This window comes from Rhodanobacter sp. FW021-MT20, assembly GCF_041107475.1.
GTDB classification, from domain to species: Bacteria; Pseudomonadota; Gammaproteobacteria; order Xanthomonadales; family Rhodanobacteraceae; genus Rhodanobacter_A; species Rhodanobacter_A glycinis.
The window spans coordinates 132956-153881 of record NZ_JBGBPX010000007.1; the positions used below are offsets into that span (position 1 = coordinate 132956).

General features: G+C 62.8%; 19 protein-coding genes, 1 other RNA gene and 3 pseudogenes. 13 read left to right on the plus strand and 10 right to left on the minus strand.

Going from position 1 to position 20926, the window contains the following annotated elements:
• Positions 1-81: 81 nt before the first annotated feature.
• On the minus strand, positions 82-615 hold the full coding sequence (grpE, locus tag AB7849_RS09920; protein WP_008216695.1) for a nucleotide exchange factor GrpE: 534 nt from the start codon (positions 613-615) through the stop codon (positions 82-84).
• 83 nt (positions 616-698) lie between these two features.
• Positions 699-1763, minus strand: a complete 1065-nt coding sequence (gene hrcA / locus AB7849_RS09925) for a heat-inducible transcriptional repressor HrcA (RefSeq protein ID WP_008216693.1) — start codon at positions 1761-1763, stop codon at positions 699-701.
• A 157-nt stretch (positions 1764-1920) separates the two neighbouring features.
• Here hrcA and recN point away from each other — a divergent pair, with 157 nt between their 5' ends.
• Positions 1921-3594, plus strand: coding sequence for a DNA repair protein RecN (recN, locus tag AB7849_RS09930; protein ID WP_369501021.1), 1674 nt, complete (start codon positions 1921-1923; stop codon positions 3592-3594).
• Positions 3595-3614: 20 nt separating this feature from the next.
• Here recN and AB7849_RS09935 read toward each other — a convergent pair whose 3' ends face one another.
• Positions 3615-4253: a response regulator transcription factor gene (locus AB7849_RS09935; RefSeq protein WP_008216690.1), complete on the minus strand. Its 639-nt coding sequence runs from the start codon at positions 4251-4253 to the stop codon at positions 3615-3617.
• 43 nt (positions 4254-4296) lie between these two features.
• On the opposite strand from AB7849_RS09935, the gene AB7849_RS09940 reads away from it, so the two are divergent.
• Complete coding sequence (locus AB7849_RS09940; RefSeq protein ID WP_369501022.1) at positions 4297-5919, plus strand: MASE1 domain-containing sensor histidine kinase; 1623 nt, start codon at positions 4297-4299, stop codon at positions 5917-5919.
• Positions 5920-6246: 327 nt separating this feature from the next.
• Here the strand turns inward: AB7849_RS09940 and fur are convergent, their stop codons facing one another.
• Entirely contained in the window at positions 6247-6663 is a 417-nt protein-coding gene (fur, locus tag AB7849_RS09945; RefSeq protein ID WP_008216685.1) for a ferric iron uptake transcriptional regulator, read from the minus strand.
• A gap of 77 nt (positions 6664-6740) precedes the next feature.
• Here fur and AB7849_RS09950 point away from each other — a divergent pair, with 77 nt between their 5' ends.
• Positions 6741-7220 carry an outer membrane protein assembly factor BamE gene (locus AB7849_RS09950; RefSeq protein ID WP_008216682.1) on the plus strand — a complete coding sequence of 160 codons (480 nt, stop codon included), beginning with the start codon at positions 6741-6743 and terminating at the stop codon, positions 7218-7220.
• A gap of 24 nt (positions 7221-7244) precedes the next feature.
• Here the strand turns inward: AB7849_RS09950 and AB7849_RS09955 are convergent, their stop codons facing one another.
• Both AB7849_RS09955 and AB7849_RS09960 read right to left on the minus strand, forming a co-directional pair.
• Positions 7245-7511 (minus strand): RnfH family protein, encoded by a 267-nt coding sequence (locus tag AB7849_RS09955; RefSeq protein WP_147628602.1) that lies wholly within the window; start codon positions 7509-7511, stop codon positions 7245-7247.
• Positions 7512-7515: 4 nt separating this feature from the next.
• A complete protein-coding gene (locus AB7849_RS09960; RefSeq protein ID WP_037102528.1) occupies positions 7516-7947 on the minus strand; it encodes a type II toxin-antitoxin system RatA family toxin in 432 nt (143 codons plus the stop codon).
• Positions 7948-8122: 175 nt separating this feature from the next.
• Between AB7849_RS09960 and smpB the strand changes: the two genes are divergently transcribed.
• The 5 genes and pseudogenes from smpB to AB7849_RS09985 all read left to right on the plus strand — a co-directional run bounded on the left by smpB (position 8123) and on the right by AB7849_RS09985 (position 11928).
• Positions 8123-8614 (plus strand): SsrA-binding protein SmpB, encoded by a 492-nt coding sequence (gene smpB, locus AB7849_RS09965; RefSeq protein WP_092700733.1) that lies wholly within the window; start codon positions 8123-8125, stop codon positions 8612-8614.
• Between the two features lie 106 nt (positions 8615-8720).
• Positions 8721-9075: a transfer-messenger RNA gene (ssrA, locus tag AB7849_RS09970) on the plus strand.
• A 162-nt stretch (positions 9076-9237) separates the two neighbouring features.
• Positions 9238-10410 (plus strand): annotated as a pseudogene (locus AB7849_RS09975) (tyrosine-type recombinase/integrase); the annotation flags it as partial.
• Between the two features lie 597 nt (positions 10411-11007).
• On the plus strand, positions 11008-11454 hold the full coding sequence (gene azu / locus AB7849_RS09980; protein WP_008216672.1) for an azurin: 447 nt from the start codon (positions 11008-11010) through the stop codon (positions 11452-11454).
• Between the two features lie 192 nt (positions 11455-11646).
• Positions 11647-11928, plus strand: a complete 282-nt coding sequence (locus AB7849_RS09985) for a hypothetical protein (protein WP_157618225.1) — start codon at positions 11647-11649, stop codon at positions 11926-11928.
• Here the strand turns inward: AB7849_RS09985 and AB7849_RS09990 are convergent.
• The 3 genes and pseudogenes from AB7849_RS09990 to AB7849_RS10000 form a co-directional block, all read right to left on the minus strand.
• Positions 11858-13894, minus strand: coding sequence for a multicopper oxidase domain-containing protein (locus AB7849_RS09990; protein ID WP_050984394.1), 2037 nt, complete (start codon positions 13892-13894; stop codon positions 11858-11860). The genes AB7849_RS09985 and AB7849_RS09990 overlap by 71 nt on opposite strands.
• Before the next feature lie 192 nt (positions 13895-14086).
• Positions 14087-14191, minus strand: a pseudogene (locus AB7849_RS09995) (transposase); the annotation flags it as partial.
• A gap of 41 nt (positions 14192-14232) precedes the next feature.
• A pseudogene (locus AB7849_RS10000) lies at positions 14233-14416 on the minus strand (IS3 family transposase); the annotation flags it as partial.
• A gap of 292 nt (positions 14417-14708) precedes the next feature.
• On the opposite strand from AB7849_RS10000, the gene nirK reads away from it, so the two are divergent.
• The 5 genes from nirK to AB7849_RS10025 all read left to right on the plus strand — a co-directional run bounded on the left by nirK (position 14709) and on the right by AB7849_RS10025 (position 20169).
• Entirely contained in the window at positions 14709-15806 is a 1098-nt protein-coding gene (nirK, locus tag AB7849_RS10005) for a copper-containing nitrite reductase (protein ID WP_081491876.1), read from the plus strand.
• 208 nt (positions 15807-16014) lie between these two features.
• Entirely contained in the window at positions 16015-16620 is a 606-nt protein-coding gene (petA, locus tag AB7849_RS10010; RefSeq protein WP_369501023.1) for a ubiquinol-cytochrome c reductase iron-sulfur subunit, read from the plus strand.
• The gene (locus AB7849_RS10015; RefSeq protein ID WP_369501024.1) at positions 16620-17915 is read left to right on the plus strand and encodes a cytochrome b; all 1296 of its coding nucleotides are present in this window, start codon (positions 16620-16622) and stop codon (positions 17913-17915) included. Before petA ends, AB7849_RS10015 begins: the two co-directional genes overlap by 1 nt.
• Complete coding sequence (locus tag AB7849_RS10020; protein ID WP_008210347.1) at positions 17908-18624, plus strand: cytochrome c1; 717 nt, start codon at positions 17908-17910, stop codon at positions 18622-18624. Before AB7849_RS10015 ends, AB7849_RS10020 begins: the two co-directional genes overlap by 8 nt.
• A 126-nt stretch (positions 18625-18750) precedes the next feature.
• Positions 18751-20169: a hypothetical protein gene (locus AB7849_RS10025; RefSeq protein WP_037099301.1), complete on the plus strand. Its 1419-nt coding sequence runs from the start codon at positions 18751-18753 to the stop codon at positions 20167-20169.
• Between the two features lie 302 nt (positions 20170-20471).
• On the opposite strand, the gene AB7849_RS10030 is transcribed toward AB7849_RS10025, so the two are convergent.
• Positions 20472-20924: a CopD family copper resistance protein gene (locus AB7849_RS10030; RefSeq protein WP_237711794.1), complete on the minus strand. Its 453-nt coding sequence runs from the start codon at positions 20922-20924 to the stop codon at positions 20472-20474.
• Positions 20925-20926: the final 2 nt, after the last annotated feature.

Below are 20926 nucleotides of genomic sequence, written 5' to 3' on the forward strand. Positions count from 1 at the left end.
TGATTTCCAGATGGGGGTCATGCCCCGCGATTCAATGCTGGCGCGGCTTCGGATGCCGCGCGTTCAGCTGTGTGCGATCGATCAATCCCTGGCCACGGCGACCAGCGCCGGGCGCAACAGGCGCTCGTTCAGCACATATCCCTTCTGCAACACGCTGACCACGGTGCCCGGTGTCGCGCCGGGCGCATCGACCATGCTCACCGCATGATGGCGCTCCGGATCAAGCGGTTCACCGAGCGGATCGACCTGCGCCAGACCGTGGTTCTCGCCCACCTTGAGCAGCGACTTCAGGGTCAGGCTGAGGCCTTCGCGCATGGAGGTGACATCGCCGCCCTCCACCGCCAACCCGCTTTCCAGTCCGTCGTAAACCGGCAGCAGCTCGTTCAACAACTTCTCGTTGGCGAAACGACGCGCCTGTTCCAGGTCGCGATGCAGGCGGCGGCGCTGGTTTTCCAGCTCGGCCTTTTCGCGCAGCACGGTATCGCGCAGCTCGGTATTGCCGGCTTCCAGCTCGGCCACGCGGGCTTTCAACGCCTCCAGATCGGCGATCAGCGCCTCGTCCGCCGCATTGCCTTCGGGCGCACCGTTCGGCGCCTGCGGATCAGTGTTCTGCATGGTGTGACTCCAAACCTCGTCCGTGGCCGGCACACGTTGCCGACCGTCCAAAAATCTGCGGGCAACCCCGCCCCCGGGGCCTCTTATGAGGCCGTCGCGGCGCGATTCAAGGCATCGCTGAGCAATCCGGCGGTGGCCTGCACCACCGGAATCACTCGCTCGTAGGCCATGCGCGTGGGACCAATCACGCCCACCGCGCCCAGCACCCGCCCTTGCGTGCCATAACTGGCGGTGACCACGCTGCAGCCATCCAGCGCCGTAAAGCCCGATTCCTCGCCGATGAACAGGCGCACGCCCGGCGCGCGGGCGCAAACTTCCATCAGCTGCAACAACTCGTTTTTCTTCTGGAACGCCTCGAACAGGTCGCGCAGGCGATCCAGGTCGGCCAGTTCCGCATAGCCCATCAGGTTGGTCTGGCCACTGACCAACACGTCGTCGCCGCCAACCTGGGGCGCGAACGAAGCCGTGGTCAGCTCCATCGCGCTGGCCAGCAGGCGGTTCAGCTCGCTGCCGGTCTCGCGCAACTCGCCCAGCAGATGGGCCCGAATGTCGTCCACGCGCAGGCCGACAAAATGCGCGTTGATGTAGTTCGCCGCCTGTTCCAGCTCGCTGCCATCCAGCGGCTTGGCCAGTTGCACGATGCGGTTCTGCACCTGGTTGTCGGAAAACACCAGGATCACCAGCACGCGAGCATCCGGCAGCGGCACGAAATCGATGTGGCGCAGCGGGAAATCGGCCTGGCGCGGCACCGTCACCACGCCGGCGAAGTGGGTCATCGCCGACAACAGGGTCGAGACATTGCCGAGCAGGTCGCGCGTGGTGGTGGGCTGCGGCGGCAACTCGCGGCGCAACCGGGCCATGTCTTCGTGCGGCAACGGCTGCAGCTCGATCAGGCTGTCCACGAACAACCGCAGGCCACGCGGCGTGGGCACGCGCCCGGCCGAGGTATGCGGCGAGGCCACCAGGCCGGCGTCTTCCAGGTCGGACATGATGTTGCGGATGGTCGCCGGGCTGACTGCCAGCCCCGACGAGCGCGACAGCGTGCGCGATCCCACCGGCTCGCCATCCAGCAGGTATTGCGCAATCAGCGTGCGCAACAACCGCCGGGCGCGGGCATCGAGATCAAGATGGCTGTTCAAGAAAGACATGCGCTGTGGCAATCCGTGAGACGCACAAGAAATAAGGTCTGCGCCGCCCACATGCAAGCGCAGGCAGCGGCAACCACCCCGACTGTCCGGCGATTGTAGCGGGTCGCCAGCCGTTACAATCCTGCACACAACCACCCGGACTGTACCCAGCCCACTCATGCTCACTTCGCTCTACGTTCGCCACTTTGCTGTCGTCGAAGCCGCCGAGATCAGCTTCGGACCGGGCCTCACCGTCGTCAGCGGGGAAACCGGCGCCGGTAAATCCCTGCTGGTCGACGCCCTGCTGCTGCTTGCCGGCGCCCGCGCCGACAGCGGCGTGGTTCGCGCCGGCAGCGACCGGGCCGAACTGGCCGCCGAATTCGACCTGTCCGACCTGCCGGAAGCCCGCGCCTGGCTCAAGCACGAGGAACTGGACGAGGACGAGGCCTGCCAGCTGCGCCGGGTCATCCGCGCCGAAGGCAGTTCCCGTGCCTGGGTCAACGGCCGTCCGGTCAATGCCGGCCAGCTCGGCGAACTGGCCAGCCTGCTGGTGGAAATTCATGGCCAGCACGAGCATCAGGCGTTGCTGTCGCGGGCGCACCAGCTTGCCCTGCTCGATGCCTATGCCGGCAACGACAGCGTGGCCGGGCAAGTACGCGAACTGGCCAGCCAATGGCGCGAGCTGGGATCGCGCATCCGCCGGATCAGCGGCGGCGAGGATCGCGAGCAACGGCTGGAGCTGCTGCGCCACGAATGCGACGAGCTCGAGAAGTGGGCGCTGCCAGCCGACGAACTGGCCGAACTGGAAACCAGCCACCGCCGTCTCGCCAATGCCGGCAAGCTTGCCGAAGGCGCCGCCGGCATCGTCGAACTGCTCGACGGTGACAGCGAATTCGCCCTGCGGCGCGCACTGGGCCGCACGCATGCCGAGCTGGGCAAACTGGCCGAACTGGATGACCGCCTCGCGCCGTTGCTGGAGTTGCTGGACAACGCCACGATCCAGCTCGGCGAAGCGGCAGACGGACTGGGCCGTTACGGCCAGGATGTCGACCTCGACCCCGAGCGGTTCACCGAAATCGACGAACACCTGGCCCGACTGCACGAGCTTGGCCGTCGCCACCGCCTGCCCATGGCAGAGCTGCATGACAAGCTGGGCGAGCTGCGCAGCGAACTGGACGAACTGGAGGGGGCCGGCGACGCGCTGGAACAACTGGCCGCCCAACGCGAGCGCACGCAGGCGCAATACGTCACCGCAGCCACCGCACTAAGCAAGGCCCGAAATATCGCAGCGACACGCCTCGGTACCGATGTGAGCACGCTGATGGGCGAGCTGGGCATGGCCGGCGGCGTGCTGCAGGTTGCGCTGGAAGCGGCGGAGGGCGACGAGCCGGATGCCCAGGGCCGCGAACGCTGCGAACTGCTGGTCAGCGCCAATCCCGGCCAGCCGCCGCGCCCGCTGCGCAAGGTGGCTTCCGGTGGCGAACTGGCCCGCATCAGCCTGGCCATCGAAGTGGCCACGCTGGGCAAGGACAGCGTGGGCAGCATGATCTTCGACGAAGTCGACAGCGGCATCGGCGGCGCCGTGGCCGAAGTGGTCGGACAGAAACTGCGCTCACTGGGCGCACAGCGGCAGGTCCTCTGCGTCACCCACCTGCCCCAGGTCGCCGCCCAGGGCCATGCCCACCTGCGCGTCAGCAAGCACAGCGGGGACGACTCCACCCACACGCGCATCGAAACGCTGGACGCGGCCGGCCGGCGCGACGAGCTGGCACGCATGCTCGGCGGCGTGGAAATCACCCGCGAAACGCGCGCCCATGCGAAGAAGATGCTGGAGCAGGCCCAGGTCGACTGATCCCGGCGTCTGGGCGGATCTCAGTTGCGCGCGGTATCCAGCAGCCCGCGCTCGCTCGCCATCCGGTACAGATCCAGTTCCGACCCCGCGCCCAGCTTGCCCATCAGGCTGGCGCGGTGGATATAGACCGTTTTCTGGCCGATACCCAGTTCGGCCGCCACCTGCTTGGGTGCACGACCGGCCGCCAGCAGCAGGAACACCTCGCGCTCGCGCGCCGTCAGGCGTTCGAACGGATCAAGTGCCTCGCCCGGCCGTTCGGCGCGACGCTGGCGCAGGTCCGAGCTGAGGAATTGTTCGCCCTGCATCACCGCACGCAGCCCGGCCACCAGTTCTTCCGGCGCCACGCCCTTGGTGACATAGCCACTGGCACCGCGACGCAAGGCCTCGGACACGTACGGTTCGCCATCGTGCATGCTCAGCACCACGATGCGGGTATCCGCCGCCACGCTGAGCAGATGCTCGATCAGCGGCAAGCCGCTGCCGTCCGGCAGCGACAGGTCGAGCGCCACCAGGTCGGGCTGATGCTGGGCGATGGCCTCGACCGCGTCATCGGCGTTGCGGCATTCCGCGATCACTTCCAAGTCCGGCTCCATGCCAATGAGCCGCTTGAAGCCTTCCCGCACGATGGCATGGTCGTCGACCAGAACAATGCTGTACATGGCCTCACTGTATCAGTGTTGCCGCCTGTCTGGCGCGACGGCCATGTACCATCCGCGCATGCGCCAGATGACCTTGCCCTCGTTCGTTCGCGGCCCGCTGGCCGGACTTGGCTACGCCCTGCTCTGGCTGCTGCTGTGGCCCACCGCCGAGCCCTACTGGATGTTGCCGTTCGGCCTGCGCTTCGGCGTGCTGCTGCTGGCGCCGCTGCGCTACTGGCCATGGCTGCTGGGCGGCGAGTTGATCGCCACCGGCCTGATCGACGTCCATTTGCACATCCCGCTGGGCTGGATCGGCTTTGCCGCGGGTGACCTGCCACAGCCACTGGTGGTGGCGATTTGCCTGTGGCTGCTGCGCCGGACCAACCTGAAAGCCAGCCTGCGCGATCCCGAAGACGTATCGCGATTGCTGTTGTCGGTGGCCTTCACCGTACTAGCCGCCACCGCCGCCGATGCCGTGCTGCTGGCGCTGCTGCATTCCTCGCCCTCGTCGAACATGCTGCTGGACATGCTCGGCCAGGACCTGCTGGCCAACTACGTCGGCGTGCTGCTGATGACCCCGCCGCTGATCCTGCTGTTTCGCGCTCGCCCCACGCGGCAGGCACTGCGCGCGCTGTCGATGGACGGGCTGCTGGTCATGCTGCCCTCGCTGGTGATCCTGCTGGCCCTGGCCGAGCAGGCCGGGCCGCAACGGGAGTTCGCCCGCGTGCTGTCGCTGGCGCCGGTGCTGTTTTTCGCCTTCCGGCATGGCTGGCGCGGTGCCAGCCTGTCGATGCTGGTTTCCAGCCTCGGCATGGCCATGGTCGACCGGCTGATGATCCATGCCGACCCTACGGCTTCGGCCCATCTGTTTCTTGCGGTTGCCGGCACCGGCGCACTGATGCTGGGCTCGGCCACGGATGCCCTGCGCCGCAGCAGCGCGCGGGTGGCCGAGCAGAACGTGCATCTGGGCGCCGTCAACCGGCGCCTCGATCACCTCGCGCGCCAGCTGCGCGATGCCGCGCGTGGCAACCTCCAGGCCGAGGAAGACCTGCGTCGGCACATGGCCGCCGAGTTGCATGACGAGCTGGGCCAGAACCTCACCGCCATCCAGACCCATGTGAAGCTGGCCCAGTCGCGCCTGCAGCAGGCCGGCCTGGAAGACACCGGTGCGGCGATCAACGGCATCCTGGGGCATATGCGCCGCGCCCTGCATCAGCTGCTGGACGACCTGCGCCCCGCCGTCCTGGACGAATTCGGCCTGATGCGCGCCCTCGACGAAGGCCCCATACGCGACCTGCTGGCCACTGCCCGCATGGCCTACCACACCGATTTGCGTGGCGAACCCCGCTTGCTGGAAGAAGACATCCGCACCGCGATCTATCGACTGGCCCAGGAAAGCGCCACCAATGCGGTCAAGCACGCCCAGGCCAGTGAATTCCGCCTGCGCCTGCGCATTGGCGAGCGCCAGGGCGTCGCGCTGGCATTGCTGGATATCCGCGACGACGGCATCGGCCTGCCCGAGCGGGTATCCGGCGAAGGCCGCGGCCTGCAAGGCATGCGCGACCGGGTCACCTCGCTCGGCGGCCTGTTTCGACTGCGCGCCGGACATGGTGGAGTCCATCTGCGGGTCTTGCTGCGAAGCAACACGCCAAACCGTGAGCCTGGTCGCTCGAAACAGGCCAACTAGGAAATTTTCCAATATCGCTCGCGTGAAGTCTTCGTTAGGATCATTCCATCGATGTGGGGGAGCCGCCATCGCAAGATGGTGTGCCGGGTCAACCGTGGGGACGGTCGGCCCGAAGGACGGCAGGATGCTGTTCCGCCGATGTCAGAGGCGATATGTGCGTATCTCGAGCAATTCGAATACATCACACCGCCGAACGGCAACGGATAAACCGCTGGGTGGACAGGAGTCCTCCCGCGGTTTTTTTTATGGGCGTCATTCAGCCGACCCGGATATCCCGCCCGCTTCCCTGCCCGGCACGATGGCCGCGCCGGGCCAAGCCATTTCTGCCTACTTCGAGCGCGACTTGGGCCGTACGTAAAGCACCAGGCTATGGTCTTCGATCACATAGCCGTGGCTGGCGGCGATCTGGTGCTGCAGCTTTTCGATTTCCTCGCTGACGAACTCGATCACCTTTCCGCTGTCCACATCAATCATGTGGTCGTGGTGCTGGCCACGATCCAGCTCGTAGACGGCCTGCCCACCCTCGAAATTGTGCTTGACGAGGATGCCGGCCGCTTCGAACTGGGTCAGCACCCGGTACACCGTGGCCAGGCCGATGTCTTCCTGGTAGGCGAGCAGCTTCTTGTACACATCCTCGGCGGTGAGATGGTGAATGCCATCTTCCTCGAAGATCTGCAGGATACGCATGCGCGGGTGCGTGACCTTCAGGCCGACACGGCGCAGCTCCTGGGTTTCCTGTTCCATCGCAAGCTCCCCGATACACGGTGCGGTCAAGCCGTTAGTGTATCATCCGACACCTTCACGATCCGGACGCAACACGCATGCAAAAACTGATTCGCACGCTGGGTTTCGCCATGCTGGCCCTGCCGCTGGCAGGCTGCCATCTCGTGTACACCCCCGACGTGCAGCAGGGCAACCTGTTCAGCAAGACCGTCGACCAGAAGGCCGTCGATCAACTCAAGCCCGGACTGACCAAGGAACAGGTGCTGACGCTGCTGGGCACGCCGTCGGTGGCGTCGCCGTTCGATCACAGCCGTTGGGACTACGTGTCGACCTACTCGCATCGTGGCGAGAAGAGGATCACGCACACCATGAGCCTGTATTTCGACAACGACTCGCTGGCGCGCATCGAGGGCACCCCGTTTGCCCAGGACACCAAGCAGATCATCAAGCAGAACCAGAAGTACCACGTGAACTACCCGGTCAACGAGACCGAAGGCGACAAGAGCGAGACCAAGAAGGACAAGCCGGTCATCGGCGTGGGCGCCACTACCGGCAAGCCGGACAACGGCACCCCCTGATCCTCGCGCGCAGGTCGTCCGTGGTCAGCCGCCGGCCCGGCGCCGGCGCGCGTCCTTCGGATCCAGCAACAGCGGCCGGTAGATCTCCACCCGGTCGCCATCGTGAAGCGTGTCATCCGGACGTACGCGCCTGGCGAAAACGCCCAGACGGTCCGGATCAATCACGAGGCCGGGCGCATCAAGCAACACGCCTGACGCTTCGATCGCCTGCATCACGCTGGCCCCCTGCCCCAGTTCCACCCGGTACACCTGCTGGCGATCAGGCAAGGCAAGAACCACTTCCACCGCCATGCGATCAACCATGGATGCGCTCGGCTTCATGGCAGAAGTCGTCCACCATGCGACTGGCCAGGCCCTGGAAGCCCAACTTTATCGCCGCCCCACCGAAACGCCCGGCATAGTCGAAGTCCAGTGCGAAGAGGATCTTGCAGCCTTCCTCGCCCAGCGCAATGAAGTCCCACACGCCTTCCAGCCGGCGAAACGGACCATCGACCAGGCTGACCTGCAACCGCCTGGGACGCTCGACGGTGTTGCGCGTGGTAAAGCTGTGATGAAACCCGGCGAACTTGAGATCCAGCCGCGCCACCAGCATGTTCTCGCCTCGCTCCAGCACTTCGGCACCGGAACACCAATGGAAGCGCTTTGGGTATGCTTCGACCTCATTGACCAGGTCGAACATCTGCTCTGGCGAATATTTCACCAGCGCGGTACGGCGGATTTCGGTCACGGCAGCCTCGTCGATTTCAGCATCCGCTCGATGGATGCGCATTTCAGGATTTCGCGTTCATCCATGAACGTGGAGATCAAACAGCATCCATCCAAGGATGCCTCTTTCAACAGGCATGGCCCGGACAGGGTCAGGCCGGCAACGCGGCCACCCGATGGCCCGAAGTTTAGCGGACATGGCCAAGAGCAAGGACAAAGACAACAAGGGTGGCGGCACCATCGCGCTCAACAAGCGCGCACGCCACGAATACCACATCGACCAGCGCTACGAGGCCGGCATCGCCCTGCAGGGCTGGGAGCTGAAATCGCTGCGCGCCGGCCGGATCAACTTCGGTGACGGCTACGCCGTCGTGCTCAAGGGCGAGATCTTCCTGGTCGGCACCTCGATCCCGCCGCTGATCAGCGCCTCCACCCACGTCATCGCCGACGACCGGCGCACCCGCAAGCTGCTACTGCACAAGCAGGAGATCGACCAGCTGATCGGCGCGGTCGAGCGCAAGGGCTACACCCTGGTGCCCGTCGCCATGTACTGGAAAGGCAACCGGGTGAAGGTGGAAATCGGCCTGGCGCGCGGCAAGCAGGAGCACGACAAGCGCGACACCGAGAAAGAACGCGACTGGCAACGCGAGAAGCAGCGCACCATGCGCTCGCACAACCGCACGGTCTGATGCAGTTGGCCTGCCAGACCGGATCTGGACCGACAGTCACGATTTCGATTGATGTGTCGCGAATCCACCCCATATACTCCATCGACTGACCAGCTTAGTTTTCCCCGGGGGTGTTCTGGCTTCGACGGGGGTAGTGAGATGGCTTGGTGCATGCCGAGGGGGCAGCTTTCCTCGTTAATCCAGCAGCAAAACTCATAATTGCCAACGATAGCAATTACGCTCTCGCCGCTTAAGGCGTAGCCCCGAACCCACTTGTGCTCGTGCTTGTCGGTGTAGGGTCATTATCACGGGATCGTCCGAACGCCGCCGCCTGTCGGTGCAGGACTAAATCAAGCAGGCTGGTCCTTCGGCGCGCTTCGCACACCGTGCTGCCGCGGGACGAGATCCAACGGTGAGCTAAGCATGTAGTACCGGGCGTCAAGCGCCTTCGGACGCGGGTTCGACTCCCGCCACCTCCACCAATACGCCGTCCAACGGCATCCAATGAAGGCCGGAAAGCTACGAGAAATCAAGGCTTCCGGCCTTTTTCTTGTCCAGTACCGTCCATGGCCATCCATTGCAATCCGAGCACAAGCGGGGGTAACTTCGGGGGTAACAGTCTTGCCTCATGAAGAGTTACCCCCATGCTGACCGATGCCGCGATCCGTAAGGCCCTCGCTCCCGAAAAACCTCGCAAGTTGGCAGATGGCGGCGGCCTGTTCCTGTTGCACAATCCGAACGGTTCCAAATGGTGGCGCCTCAAGTACCGCTTTGGAGGTAAGGAGAAGCTGTTGTCATTGGGTACTTACCCCGATACTGGCTTGGCGGATGCCCGTGCACGACGCGATGAAGCCCGCAAGCTACTGGCGGCAGGCATCGACCCCGGCGAGCACCGCAAGGCTGAGAAAGCGGCAGGCGAGGAACGCGCGGCCAATAGTTTCGAGGTGGTCGCCCGTGAATGGCTTGGCAAGCAGACGTGGGTAGAACACTACCGGGTCAAGGTCGAGGCATGGATGGCGAACGACGTCTATCCGTACATAGGTGGTCGCCCCGTAGCCGAGCTAACCGCGCCGGAGTTCCTGCGAGTTGGGCGACGAATGGAGGAACGGGGTGCGCTGGAGTCTGCACACCGGGTGTTACAGATCTGCGGGCAGGTAATGCGCTATGCCATCGCCACTGGGCGAACCGAACGCAACCCCGTAGCCGACCTAAGGGGTGCTATTGCCTCGCCTGCAGAGCGTCACCATGCAGCTATCACCGATCCAGCCATGTTGGGCGGCCTACTGCGCGCCATTGAGGGCTATGCGGGTGATCCGACGACACGGGCGGCGTTGAAGCTGTCGGCCTTGCTGTTTGTTCGCCCTGGCGAACTGCGGCACGCGGAGTGGGCGGAAATCGACCTGGACGCGGGCGAGTGGAACATCCCAGCCGGCAAGATGAAGATGCGCCAGCCCCACTTGGTGCCGCTGTCCGAGCAGGCCGTGGCCATCCTTCGCGAGCTGCAGCCGCTGACCGGCCACGGGCAGTACGTCTTCCCCGGTGGCCGCTCCCCTCGCCGCCCGATGAGCAACAACGCGATCAATGCCGCCTTACGGCGCATGGGATACAGCAAGGAAACCATGACCGCCCATGGTTTTCGCGCCACAGCTCGCACGATTCTGGACGAAGTGTTGGGCTACCGCGTGGATTTCATCGAACACCAGCTGGCCCATGCGGTAAAAGACCCGAACGGACGCGCCTACAATCGCACGGCGCACTTGCCGGAGCGGCGCAAGATGATGCAAGGCTGGGCTGACTATTTGAATCAGCTTAAGGCTGGCCTGGACAAACCTATCCCTGCGGATAAGACGGCACAGAAAGCGGTCGTCGCCCCAGCAAAGGCTCAGCCTGTGGAACAGCGTTCACCCCCTGACGGTAGCGGTCAGCAAACGAACGTCCTGCAATGGGAGAAAATGCCTCCGCGCCGTAAGCCATGGCTGAAAGATCAAGGGAAGCAAAAATCGATCCCAGAACCTGCGGAAGCCCAACCTGTAAAACCCCGTGTATCTGCCGGTGGCGTCAGGGAGCAGTTGGAGATGCTGCAAGAGCCAAGATTGTCGGCACGCTCAAAGCCATGGTTGCGCAAAGATTCTTGAGCTGGCGAAGAACGGATCAAGAAGGGGCACCGATCGCCCCCCAGCAGTACAGGCAAGGCACCCTCCATTCAGCGCCTGCGTCGTGCCCTGAAACCGTATCGGGCTCCGGGCAAGACCGGATTGGACTGATAGTCACTTCCGGACCGCCTAGATGGAACTCCATCCAGCACTAGCACGCTTTGGCCTTGGCGCTTACATGCCTCCAGATGATGTAGATCAGTGTCTTTTATGCGCAGCCGATGGAACATGGCCTTGACGCTTACCCTAGGAGCAACACCCATGCGCAAACTGATCGCCCTCGCTCTTCTCTGCCTCGCTTCCTCACCGTTGATGGCCGCCGAGTGCGCCACCACCGTCGAGGCCAGCGACGCCATGCAGTACAACGTCCACTCGATCACCGTGCCCAAGACCTGCAAGACCTTCAAGGTCACGCTCCACCACACCGGCAAGCTTCCGGTGACCGTGATGGGCCACAACTGGGTGCTGGCGCACGCATCCGACGAAGCCGGCGTGATCGCAGCAGGCATGCAGGCCGGTGCCGCCAACAGCTACGAGAAGCCGGGGGACGCACGCATCATCGCCCACACCAAGCTGATCGGCGGCGGCGAGTCCGACACCGCGACGATCGACGTGGGTAAGCTGAAGGCAGGCGAGCAGTACGCCTATTTCTGCACCTTCCCCGGCCATGCCTCGTTGATGAAGGGCACGCTGGAACTGGGCAAGTAAGGCAAGCCTGCGATAACACGATGCATCCGGCCACAAGGCCGGATGCGCATGCCGTTCATCGCATGCAATATCTGTCGGCATCGCCCTCGGATATCACCCATGATAGGGCGAAGCCACGCCAATCACGTGGATCCGAACCTCGAACTTCACGCTCCACGCACACGTACCGATCACGCCCTCGTGGAGCACCCCATGGAAACCATGCTGCAGTCGATAGCCCCGCCGGACGAAACTGTTCGCGCCCGGGTACAAGGCGCACTGGAAATGCTGGCGCAAGAAGCCGCCTGCTCAGCCGATATCCACCTGATCGAGCTCAACTTTCCCGGTTTCCCGACTACCGTCATCACACTGCGCACACCTTGCGTACAATCTCCCGCCATTGTTTGGCCTCACCAAAATTCGCTTACCGTTTCGATGTGGTACCAGGAACAACTGCAACAGAACCAGCAGCACGCCGTATCTTTACGTCGCTAGCGACGATCTGCTTGCCCTGGTTGTCCCAGGACGTACGCTCATGATTGATGATGTCGGCGATCTGCGCATCATTCAGCACTCCCTTGAACGGTGGCATGGGCGTCGCATAAACGGTGCCGCCGACATTCTGGCCGTGCAGTCCGTTCAGGACGGTATCGATCTGAGTGGTGGGGTCAGCATCAAGTACAGCCGGGTTGCCCTTGAGTGGAGGGAACGCACCAGCAATGCCCTGGCCTGTGGGTTGATGACAAGCCGCACAGTTGGCCGCGTAAAGCTTGGCTCCCTGGGCAGGATCGAAATGATACGGACCCAATGCGGCAGACGCCGCCGCCATGTCAGGAGCTGGCGCAGCAGGGGCCTGTGCCGGCGCCGGAGCAGTGGTCTCTAGCGCCGGTGATATGCCGCCGGCGCGCACGTCGAACACGCCCACGGCTCCTTTCATCAAGTGCGCCATGTCATGATCGACGAAGGCATATTTGCCCGGCTTCGGAATCACCAGGTCGAAGATGGCGCCAGCGCCTGGCCCAACGGTGTAGGTGGACACGTCGCTGAGTGTGTGCGCGGGATCTCCGTCGGGATAGACCTTGTCGAAGATGGAGCCGATCACATGGAACGAAGTCCACAGGTTCGGGCCGGCATCGACAAAGTAGATGCGTACCCGTTTGCCGGCGGTAACCACCAGCGGATGTTCGCGATACTGGAATGCCACCCCGTTGAAGACGACTTCATCGGGGCGCTCGGCCAGCATCTTTTCGTAGTTCGGGCCCATCAGGTGATCGGCCACCTGCTGCGTATACCACTCGCTCTGCTCGATCACGTAGCTCTCGGCAGCTGGCGGTAGTGGGGTCTTTGGGTCGACCACCAGTACGCCATACATGCCGTTCGCCACATGCAACAGGATGGGCTGCGTCTCGCAGTGATAAATGAACGCACCTGGCACGCTGGCTACGAACGAGAACTTCAATGACTTACCGGGTTGGATATCCACGTAATTCAGGTTCGGCTCGGTCTGCGCCGCATGGAAATCGATGGAATGCTCCATCGTACCGTGGTTGGTGAGAGTCACGTTGACCGTCTGCCCCTGCCGCACGTGAATAATCGGGCCCGGCACCGTGCCGCCATATGTCCATGCTTGGTAATCGACCCCATCGGCAATGGCCACCGAGTCGTTCGTGACCACGAGATGGACGTCCACACTGTCGCCGGTGCCGATCAGCGGCGGCAGGCGCGCGTCATGCGGCGCGGCAATCGGCGTGCTGGAGGCCAGGGAAAGCGGTGATACCGCCGCCGCCGCCGCTGTGGGGGACGGTGATCTGACGTTCAGCGTGCTGTGCAAACCGCCAATCAGGAAGACCAGTAGCACCAGAATGCCGAGCATCGCGGGAATCTGTACGCCCAAAGGCAGCCTCTGCGGTTCCTGCACCATCGCCTCGTCGCTGCTCCATTCGGCAATGCGACGCCAGCGCGGCCAGCGCTTCTCGATAAGAAAATCCAGGCTGTACGGGTTTCGACCATGGGTGTTGATTGCGATCAAGGCAACAAAGATCAGCACGTAGCTAATGGCGGTCCCCATGTTGTTCGCGCCAACGGTATAGGGACCACCAAAACCCTCGGCCGTGCTCCACACCAGCAGGCTGAATAGTGCACCGACCACGTACAGCATCTTGCGCGCAAAGCCGGTGAGCAAGGCTAGTGCAATGGCGGTTTCGATGATGCGCGTAAGCCATGTAAACAACATGGCATGCGGAGTCACCAGTCCAATCCACATGGCAAACCAGCCCGCCAGCCAAGCAGGTTGCCCATGCGCCGCATTGTGCAGATAGCCAACGTAGTGAACGGCAAAATCCGGTGACCAGGTAAGTGCGGCACCCACTGCCCAAATGATGCCGAAGGCAACGCGCAATGCAGCGGATGCTGCGGCGGGCCACGTCTTGGAAACAACACCGTCAAGCTGTATCTGTGACATGCGATATCCCTTTTTATTCGACTGGGCCAACACGACTTGCACTGACTTACTGCAACTCCATCCGCTATATGAAGCGCTCTGTACCCGATAGAATCAATCGCCGGTGATTATAGGCACAAACCCCTGCAGTGCCGTGACTGAACCGCCACCACTTCCTTGCTTTTTCAAGGTGCTCGACGATGGATCTGGAGCGTCGAGGCAGACGATCGGATACACCGGATCCAGCGTCCGGGCTTGCCAGGTCTTGACCTCATCGACGACCACATCGGTGACCGAGGAAGTGAGGCTGGGTGAGACTGAACCCCTTGGGTTTTGCGGAGACTATTTGGTTTGAGCCACGCCGTCGTGGGCGGCTCAACCTGTTGCCGATAGTAAGCCGCTCCGGCTTCCGCCGGCGGGATGTTCCCGACCGGCCCCAGTAACCGCTTGTGGTTGAACCAGTGAGCCCAGTCGAGCGCGGCCATTTCCACGACCGCGATTCCACCCGGATTGCCTGCGGATGAAGCCGGCCTTGTACAGACCCGTTGAAACCCGGTACGGGTTAATCGCTCGCTGCGTCAAGCTGCCACAGCACCTCTCTTCTCATTATTGATTTTTATCAAGTTGACCTGCGGGTGGCAGTGACAGATTGAATGCCAGACAGGCAGGACGCCACTCGACATAGCGATAGGACATGGCGCGTCTTCCACCGTTTCCATTGGGCTCATATCAAGGTAGCCCGAGCGGATAGCTGTGGGTTTCATCCAACACCGAGATGTAGCCGCCCCATGCCACCGGCACTTTGGTTTGTATCGAATCCTCAAAGGAAATCAGCATGAAACGTGACCCCCACACCCCATCAGTTGACATATCGCGTCGGTGCTTTCTTGGTCAAGCCGGTACCGGCGCATTGTTGCTTGGGCTCGGTGGCTTGACCCTTAGCGAACACGCTTTCGCGACCGCACCACATTCCGCTGGAGCGACGACTGACAGTCCGGTATCTCCGGCTGCTCAGGCTGCCCTGGTCGTGGCCGCTGACCCCACTCGCCTACCCTCCCCGATCCAACGCAAACATTCCGTCCATCACGACATCACGCTGGAGGCGAGGGAAGTCAGGGGACACCTCGCCGACGGTAGTGTGTTCGACTTCATGACCTGGAACGGGCAAGTGCCCGGCCCGATGATCCGGGTACGCCAAGGCGACACGATCACCCTCACTGTGCGCAGTGCCGCATCCAACACGCGTCCGCACAGTGTCGACATGCATGCGGTCTTTGGCACGGGCGGCGGTTCATCGGCCACGCTGATGCCACCTGGGGGGAGTCGTCGTGAATTCTTCAAGTGCATGTACCCCGGGGCCTTCATCTACCACTGTGCCGTTCCCAACATGGATGAGCACATCAGCCGTGGCATGTTCGGCATGATCGTGGTGGAGCCAGAGGATGGCTTGCCGCCCGTCGACCGTGAGTTCTATCTCGGGCAGCATGAGCTTTACACCAAGGAACCTTTCGGCAGTACCGGGCTGCTGCAGTTCGACTACAGCTCCATGGAACACGAGGACCCGAACTTTGTGCTGTTCAACGGTACCGTGGGGGCTTTTACCGGCGCCTCCGCATTGAAGGCGAAAGTCGGCGAGACGATCCGTGTGTTCATGGTCAGTGGCGGCCCCAACCTGACCTCCAGTTTCCACCCGATCGGTAACGTCTGGAAGAACTGCTGGCCACAAGGCGCCCTGGCCAACGCACCGCTGCACTACGTACAAACCCAGTCGGTACCGCCTGGAAGCTGCTTCGTCGGGGAGATGGAATTGCCCGTACCGGAGACGATCAAGCTCGTCGACCATGCGTTAACACGCGTGGCACGCAAGGGACTGCTCGCCGAAATCGCTGTCGAGGGCCAAGCCAACCCCGGTGCCTATCGCGCAATCAGCTGATCCGGTACCGGCACATGCATGAGTGTGGTACCGCATCGGACCAAGTCCGCACTCAGGCCTGACACCGGGCTCCCCGCTTTAGTCGACGTAATTCCATCAACGAGTCCCCTGCCTAAAGGCATTGGGGCATGGTTTATGCCGTCCATACATCAACGAAGAAATGGCTTGATGAAGGCTCGTATGAGCCTCTGTCTCCATGGAGAGCCTGATGGCGAATGAAGTCGTCGATCATGGCCGCCGCCGGTTCCTCACCGCGACCACGGCAGTGGTTGGCGGCGTGGGCGTGGTAGCGGCTGCGGTACCTTTCATCAAGTCGTGGGAACCCAGCGCGCGCGCCAAGGCCGCTGGTGCTCCGGTAACCCAATCGCTGAAAAAGATCGAGCCGGGCCAGCAACTGATCGTGGCGTGGCGCAGCCTGCCGGTCTTCATCGTCAACCGCACGCCGGCGCAGCTGGCCGCGCTGCCGAAGCAGGATCCGCGCCTGGTGGATCCCAAGTCCGACGGCAGCTCCGTCGACCAGCAACCGAAGTACGCGCAGAACGGAACCCGTTCGATCAAGCCCGAGTGGCTGGTCATGATCGGCATCTGCACCCACCTGGGCTGCGTCCCCAACTACGTGGGCGAGATGAAGCCCGAGCCGTTCGACCCGAACTGGCAGGGCGGCTACTACTGCCCCTGCCACCACTCGCGTTACGACATGGCGGGCCGCGTCTACCAGGGGGTGCCGGCGCCGAAGAACATGCAGATCCCGCCGTACCACTACGTGGACGACACGACCGTCCAGATTGGCGTTGATCCGAAGGGGGCTGCGTAATGGCCAATGCATTCGTTCGCTGGTTCGACGAGCGGGTACCGGGGCTGGCCCCGATGTACCGCAAGCACATGACCGAGTACTACGCGCCGAAGAACTTCAACCTCTGGTACTACTTCGGTTCGCTGGCGCTGCTGGTGCTGGTCAACCAGATCGTCACCGGCATCTTCCTCACCATGAACTACGACCCGAGCGCGACCGGCGCGTTCGATTCGGTGCAGTACATCATGCGTGACGTGGAGTGGGGCTGGCTGATCCGCTACATGCACACCACCGGCGCCTCGCTGTTCTTCGTGGTGGTGTTCCTGCACATGTTCCGCGGCATCCTGTACGGCTCGTTCAAGAAGCCGCGCGAGCTGGTGTGGGTGCTCGGCATGCTGATCTTCCTGGTGCTGATGGCCGAGGCCTTCATGGGCTACGTGCTGCCGTGGGGCAACATGTCGTTCTGGGGCGCCAAGGTGATCGTCTCGCTGTTCGGCACGATCCCGGTGATCGGCGGCCACCTGGTCGAGTGGATCATGGGCGATTTCCTGCCCGCCGACTCCACCCTCAACCGCTTCTTCGCGCTGCACGTGATCGCGCTGCCGCTGGTGCTGCTGCTGCTGGTGGTGCTGCACCTGGCCGCGCTGCACGAAGTGGGTTCGAACAACCCCGACGGCGTGGACGTCAAGCACGGCCCCAAGGGCAACCGCTGGGACGCGCTGAAGCCTGCCGACGGCATCCCGTTCCACCCGTACTACACGCTGAAGGACCTGGTCGGCGTGGGCGTGTTCCTGATCGTGGCCGCCTTCATCATCTTCTTCGCGCCGACCTTCGGCGGCTGGTTCCTGGAGCACGACAACTCGATCGCGGCCAACAACCTGCTGACCCCGGCGCAGATCAAGCCGGTGTGGTACTTCACCGCGTTCTACGCCATCGTGCGCATGGTGCCGTCGTTCGCCGGCACCGCCGTGTGGGGCGTGATCGCCATGTTCGGCTCCATCGCGGTGCTGTTCGCGCTGCCGTGGATCGACGTGGGCCCGGTCAAGTCGATCCGCTACCGCGGCACCGGCTACAAGGTGGGGCTCGCCGTCTTCGTGATCGCCTTCCTCAGCCTGATGCTGATCGGTACCGACCTCACCGACGAACTGTTCCCCAAGCTGTTCGGGGCGGACATCGATCTGACCACGTGGGACAACGTGTTCGGCCGCATCATGACGCTGGCCTACTTCGGGTTCTTCGTGTTCCTGGGGTTGTACACGCATCTCGGCTGGGAGAAGACCAAGCCGGTTCCGGAACGGGTGACGACGCATGACTAAGCGGCTTATCTCCACCATCCTGCTGTCGTTCGGCCTGCTGCTGGGCAGCGCTTCCGCGTGGGCCGAGGGTCCCGAGTTGCCGTCGGCCGGCAACAACCTGCGCGACCAGGCGTCGCTGCAGCGTGGCGCGCACCTGTTCTTCAACTACTGCGTAGGTTGCCACTCGCTGAAGTACATGCGCTATTCGCGCATCGCGCAGGACCTGAACCTGTCCGAAAAGGACCTCAATTTCACCGGCGCCAATCTCGGCGATCCGGTGGCCATGCGTATGTCGGACGGCGTGGCGGAAATGGCCTTTGGCAAGGTGCCCCCAGACCTCTCGCTGGAGGTCGGTGCCAAGGGTACCGACTGGGTCTATGCCTACCTCGATTCGTTCTACCTAGATCCGAAAACCCGGACCGGCTGGAACAACGTCCTGTTCCCCAATGTCGCCATGCCATTCCCGCTGTCGGCGCTGCAGGGCGAGCAAAGGGCCGTGATGAAGCCGGGTACTGGCGACGTAGAGAAGCTGGAGCTTGCACACCCGGGCACGATGACCCCAGTGCAGTACCAACAGGCCATGCGCGACCTGGTCAACTTCCTCGACTACGCCTCCGAACCTGCGGTCATGCAGCGGCGCCGCTATGGGCTCTGGGTGATCCTGTTCCTGGCGCTGTTCACCTTCCTGGCCTGGCTGCTCAAGAAGGAATACTGGAAGGACGTCGACTGATCAGAAGTCCGGACATCCCGGCAACGGTGCTGCCTAGGCGGACTATCGACAGAGCGCATTGAACAGCGGCTCGAATGCCAAGTGGTGCCATCGAAAAGTTCTCAACTCGAAAGCGAGAAGCAAGCCATGTCTTCGTCACCTACATCTACTCACAACCGTCTGCTTGCCCTGGGTATCGCCTGTGCCCTGGGGCTGCCTTTGACCCTGCATGCGCAAGCGTCATCCAGCGGTGATCAAACCGGCGCACGCGAACAGCAACTCGAGCAGCGCGTAAACCAACTGCAGCAGGAACTGGAGCAGATCAAGAGCCTTCTCCAGCAGCAGAAAGCCATAGTGGCATCACAGGCCAAACCCACAGCACAGGCCCAGAGCGTGACGGCTGCCCCGTCGTCCAAGCCGGTGTTCACCAGCGCGCCGGGGGTGTCGGTAGCGCTGCATGGCTTCATCAGTGCCAGCGCGTTCAGCCAGAGCAAGAGCTTCACGTATGGAAACGGCCAGAACGCGGAATATCCGGTACCGGGCTCTCACGGCTCACTCAGTGGCGTGGACGTACGCAGCACCCGCTTCTGGCTCGACTTCAGCGGCGCCAAGCTCACCGGCAACTGGGTGGGCGGTGGCCGCATCGAGATGGATTTCTTCGGTGGCTTCAATGGCACCGGCGCCTATAGCCAGCAACAGCCAACGCCGCGCCTGCGTCAGGCCTATATGGACCTGACCAATCCGCTGACGGGCAGCACCGTACGCATCGGCCAGCAATGGGACCTGATGTTTCCGCTGGACAACATTCCGAACTCGCTCACCCACCTCGCCTTCCCGCTGGGCTTCGGCACGGGTTTCGTCGGTTGGCGCTTCCCTGGCATTGTCTGGATGCAGGAACTCAATCACGGCTCCAGTGGCCCGCTCTGGCGACTGGATCTGGGCGCATTCGAGGGTTCGTGGAACGGGCCGGACGGTGCCGTCAACAACACCAACTACCTGACTGCCGGCAATGTCGGTTTCCGTCCACAGGTGGAAGCCCGTCTGCACGTGCAGGACAAGGACTGGCTGGCCTATGCCGCAGCGCACTGGAGCCGCGTGGATCTGCGTGGCGTGGGCGGCACCGCACCGGCACCGATCAAGCCCGACGTGAAGAGCGTGGGTTACGAAGTCGGCGGCCAGTGGAAGCCCGATGCGTGGATATTCAAGGGGCTGGTCTACAGTGGCCAAGGCCTGGGGGAAATCTTCGGTGATCTTTCGCAGTTCGGCGACATTGCGAATACCGGTGGCTTTCTGCAGGCCGGCTATAGCTTTACCCCGAACTGGAGCGCAAACGTCTTCTACGGCATCAGCAAACCCGATACCGACGACGTGATTCGGTGGATGGGTAATGGCGCCACCGGTCTTCTCCGGAGCCGCCAGATGGCGTTGAACCTGGAATACGCCGCCGGCTCCTACGAATTGGGCATGGAACTGATGCACGACACGCTCGATTCGACCAGCAACGGCACCGACCGCAAGACTACCAGCGGCAATCAACTCAGCCTGAGCGCGCTGTACCACTTCTGATGCGCCTTGCCGCATAGCTCTGACTCGAAGAAATGACGGCCAGAAATAGGCCAACCCGACGGCATGCTTAGCTCCGTGCCGTCGGGTTTTGACTTGAACCGTCAACCCCTCCGATGGCAGCCTTCCAATGAGCGCACCGTAAACGCCATGTGATACCGGCAATGGGCAATGGCAACAGTTACGCGGTATGCACCGGCCGTAGCCTACGCACGGGCATGAATTATCCGGCGGATTGGAAGCACGACCAGCCGGCCTCCCCGGACAGGCACGCGACGGTAGGCATGACAGGCCCTGCGGGGAAGCTACAAGTAGAACATGGCCTTGGCCAGGAACACGATCCCCACCATCATCGTCAGTACGATGCGGTGCGTGTAACGGAAGCGACAAACGCTCATGCGACTTCGTGCACCGGCCCATAATGCATTGACGAACACCCCGAGCACGCCAAGTGCCAACACTGCCTTCAGTAGCAGGAACCAGCCGAAGCGGGTGGTGCCTATACAGCGTAACCCGTTGCAGTGGAGGTCAAACAACAGGCCACCGCTGACAAACAGCAGCAGCACTACGACCGGCATGAAGCGGCGCGCCCGGATCATCACCGCCTCCTCTAGCCGCTGCATGGTGCTTGTATCGAAATGCTTGTGTAATGTTTCCAGCACCAGCACTTCGAAGGCGACTGCGCCCACGAACACGATGGCACAGGCCAAATGCACCAACACGATCCACGGGTAATATGGTGCGATCAGATCACGCATGG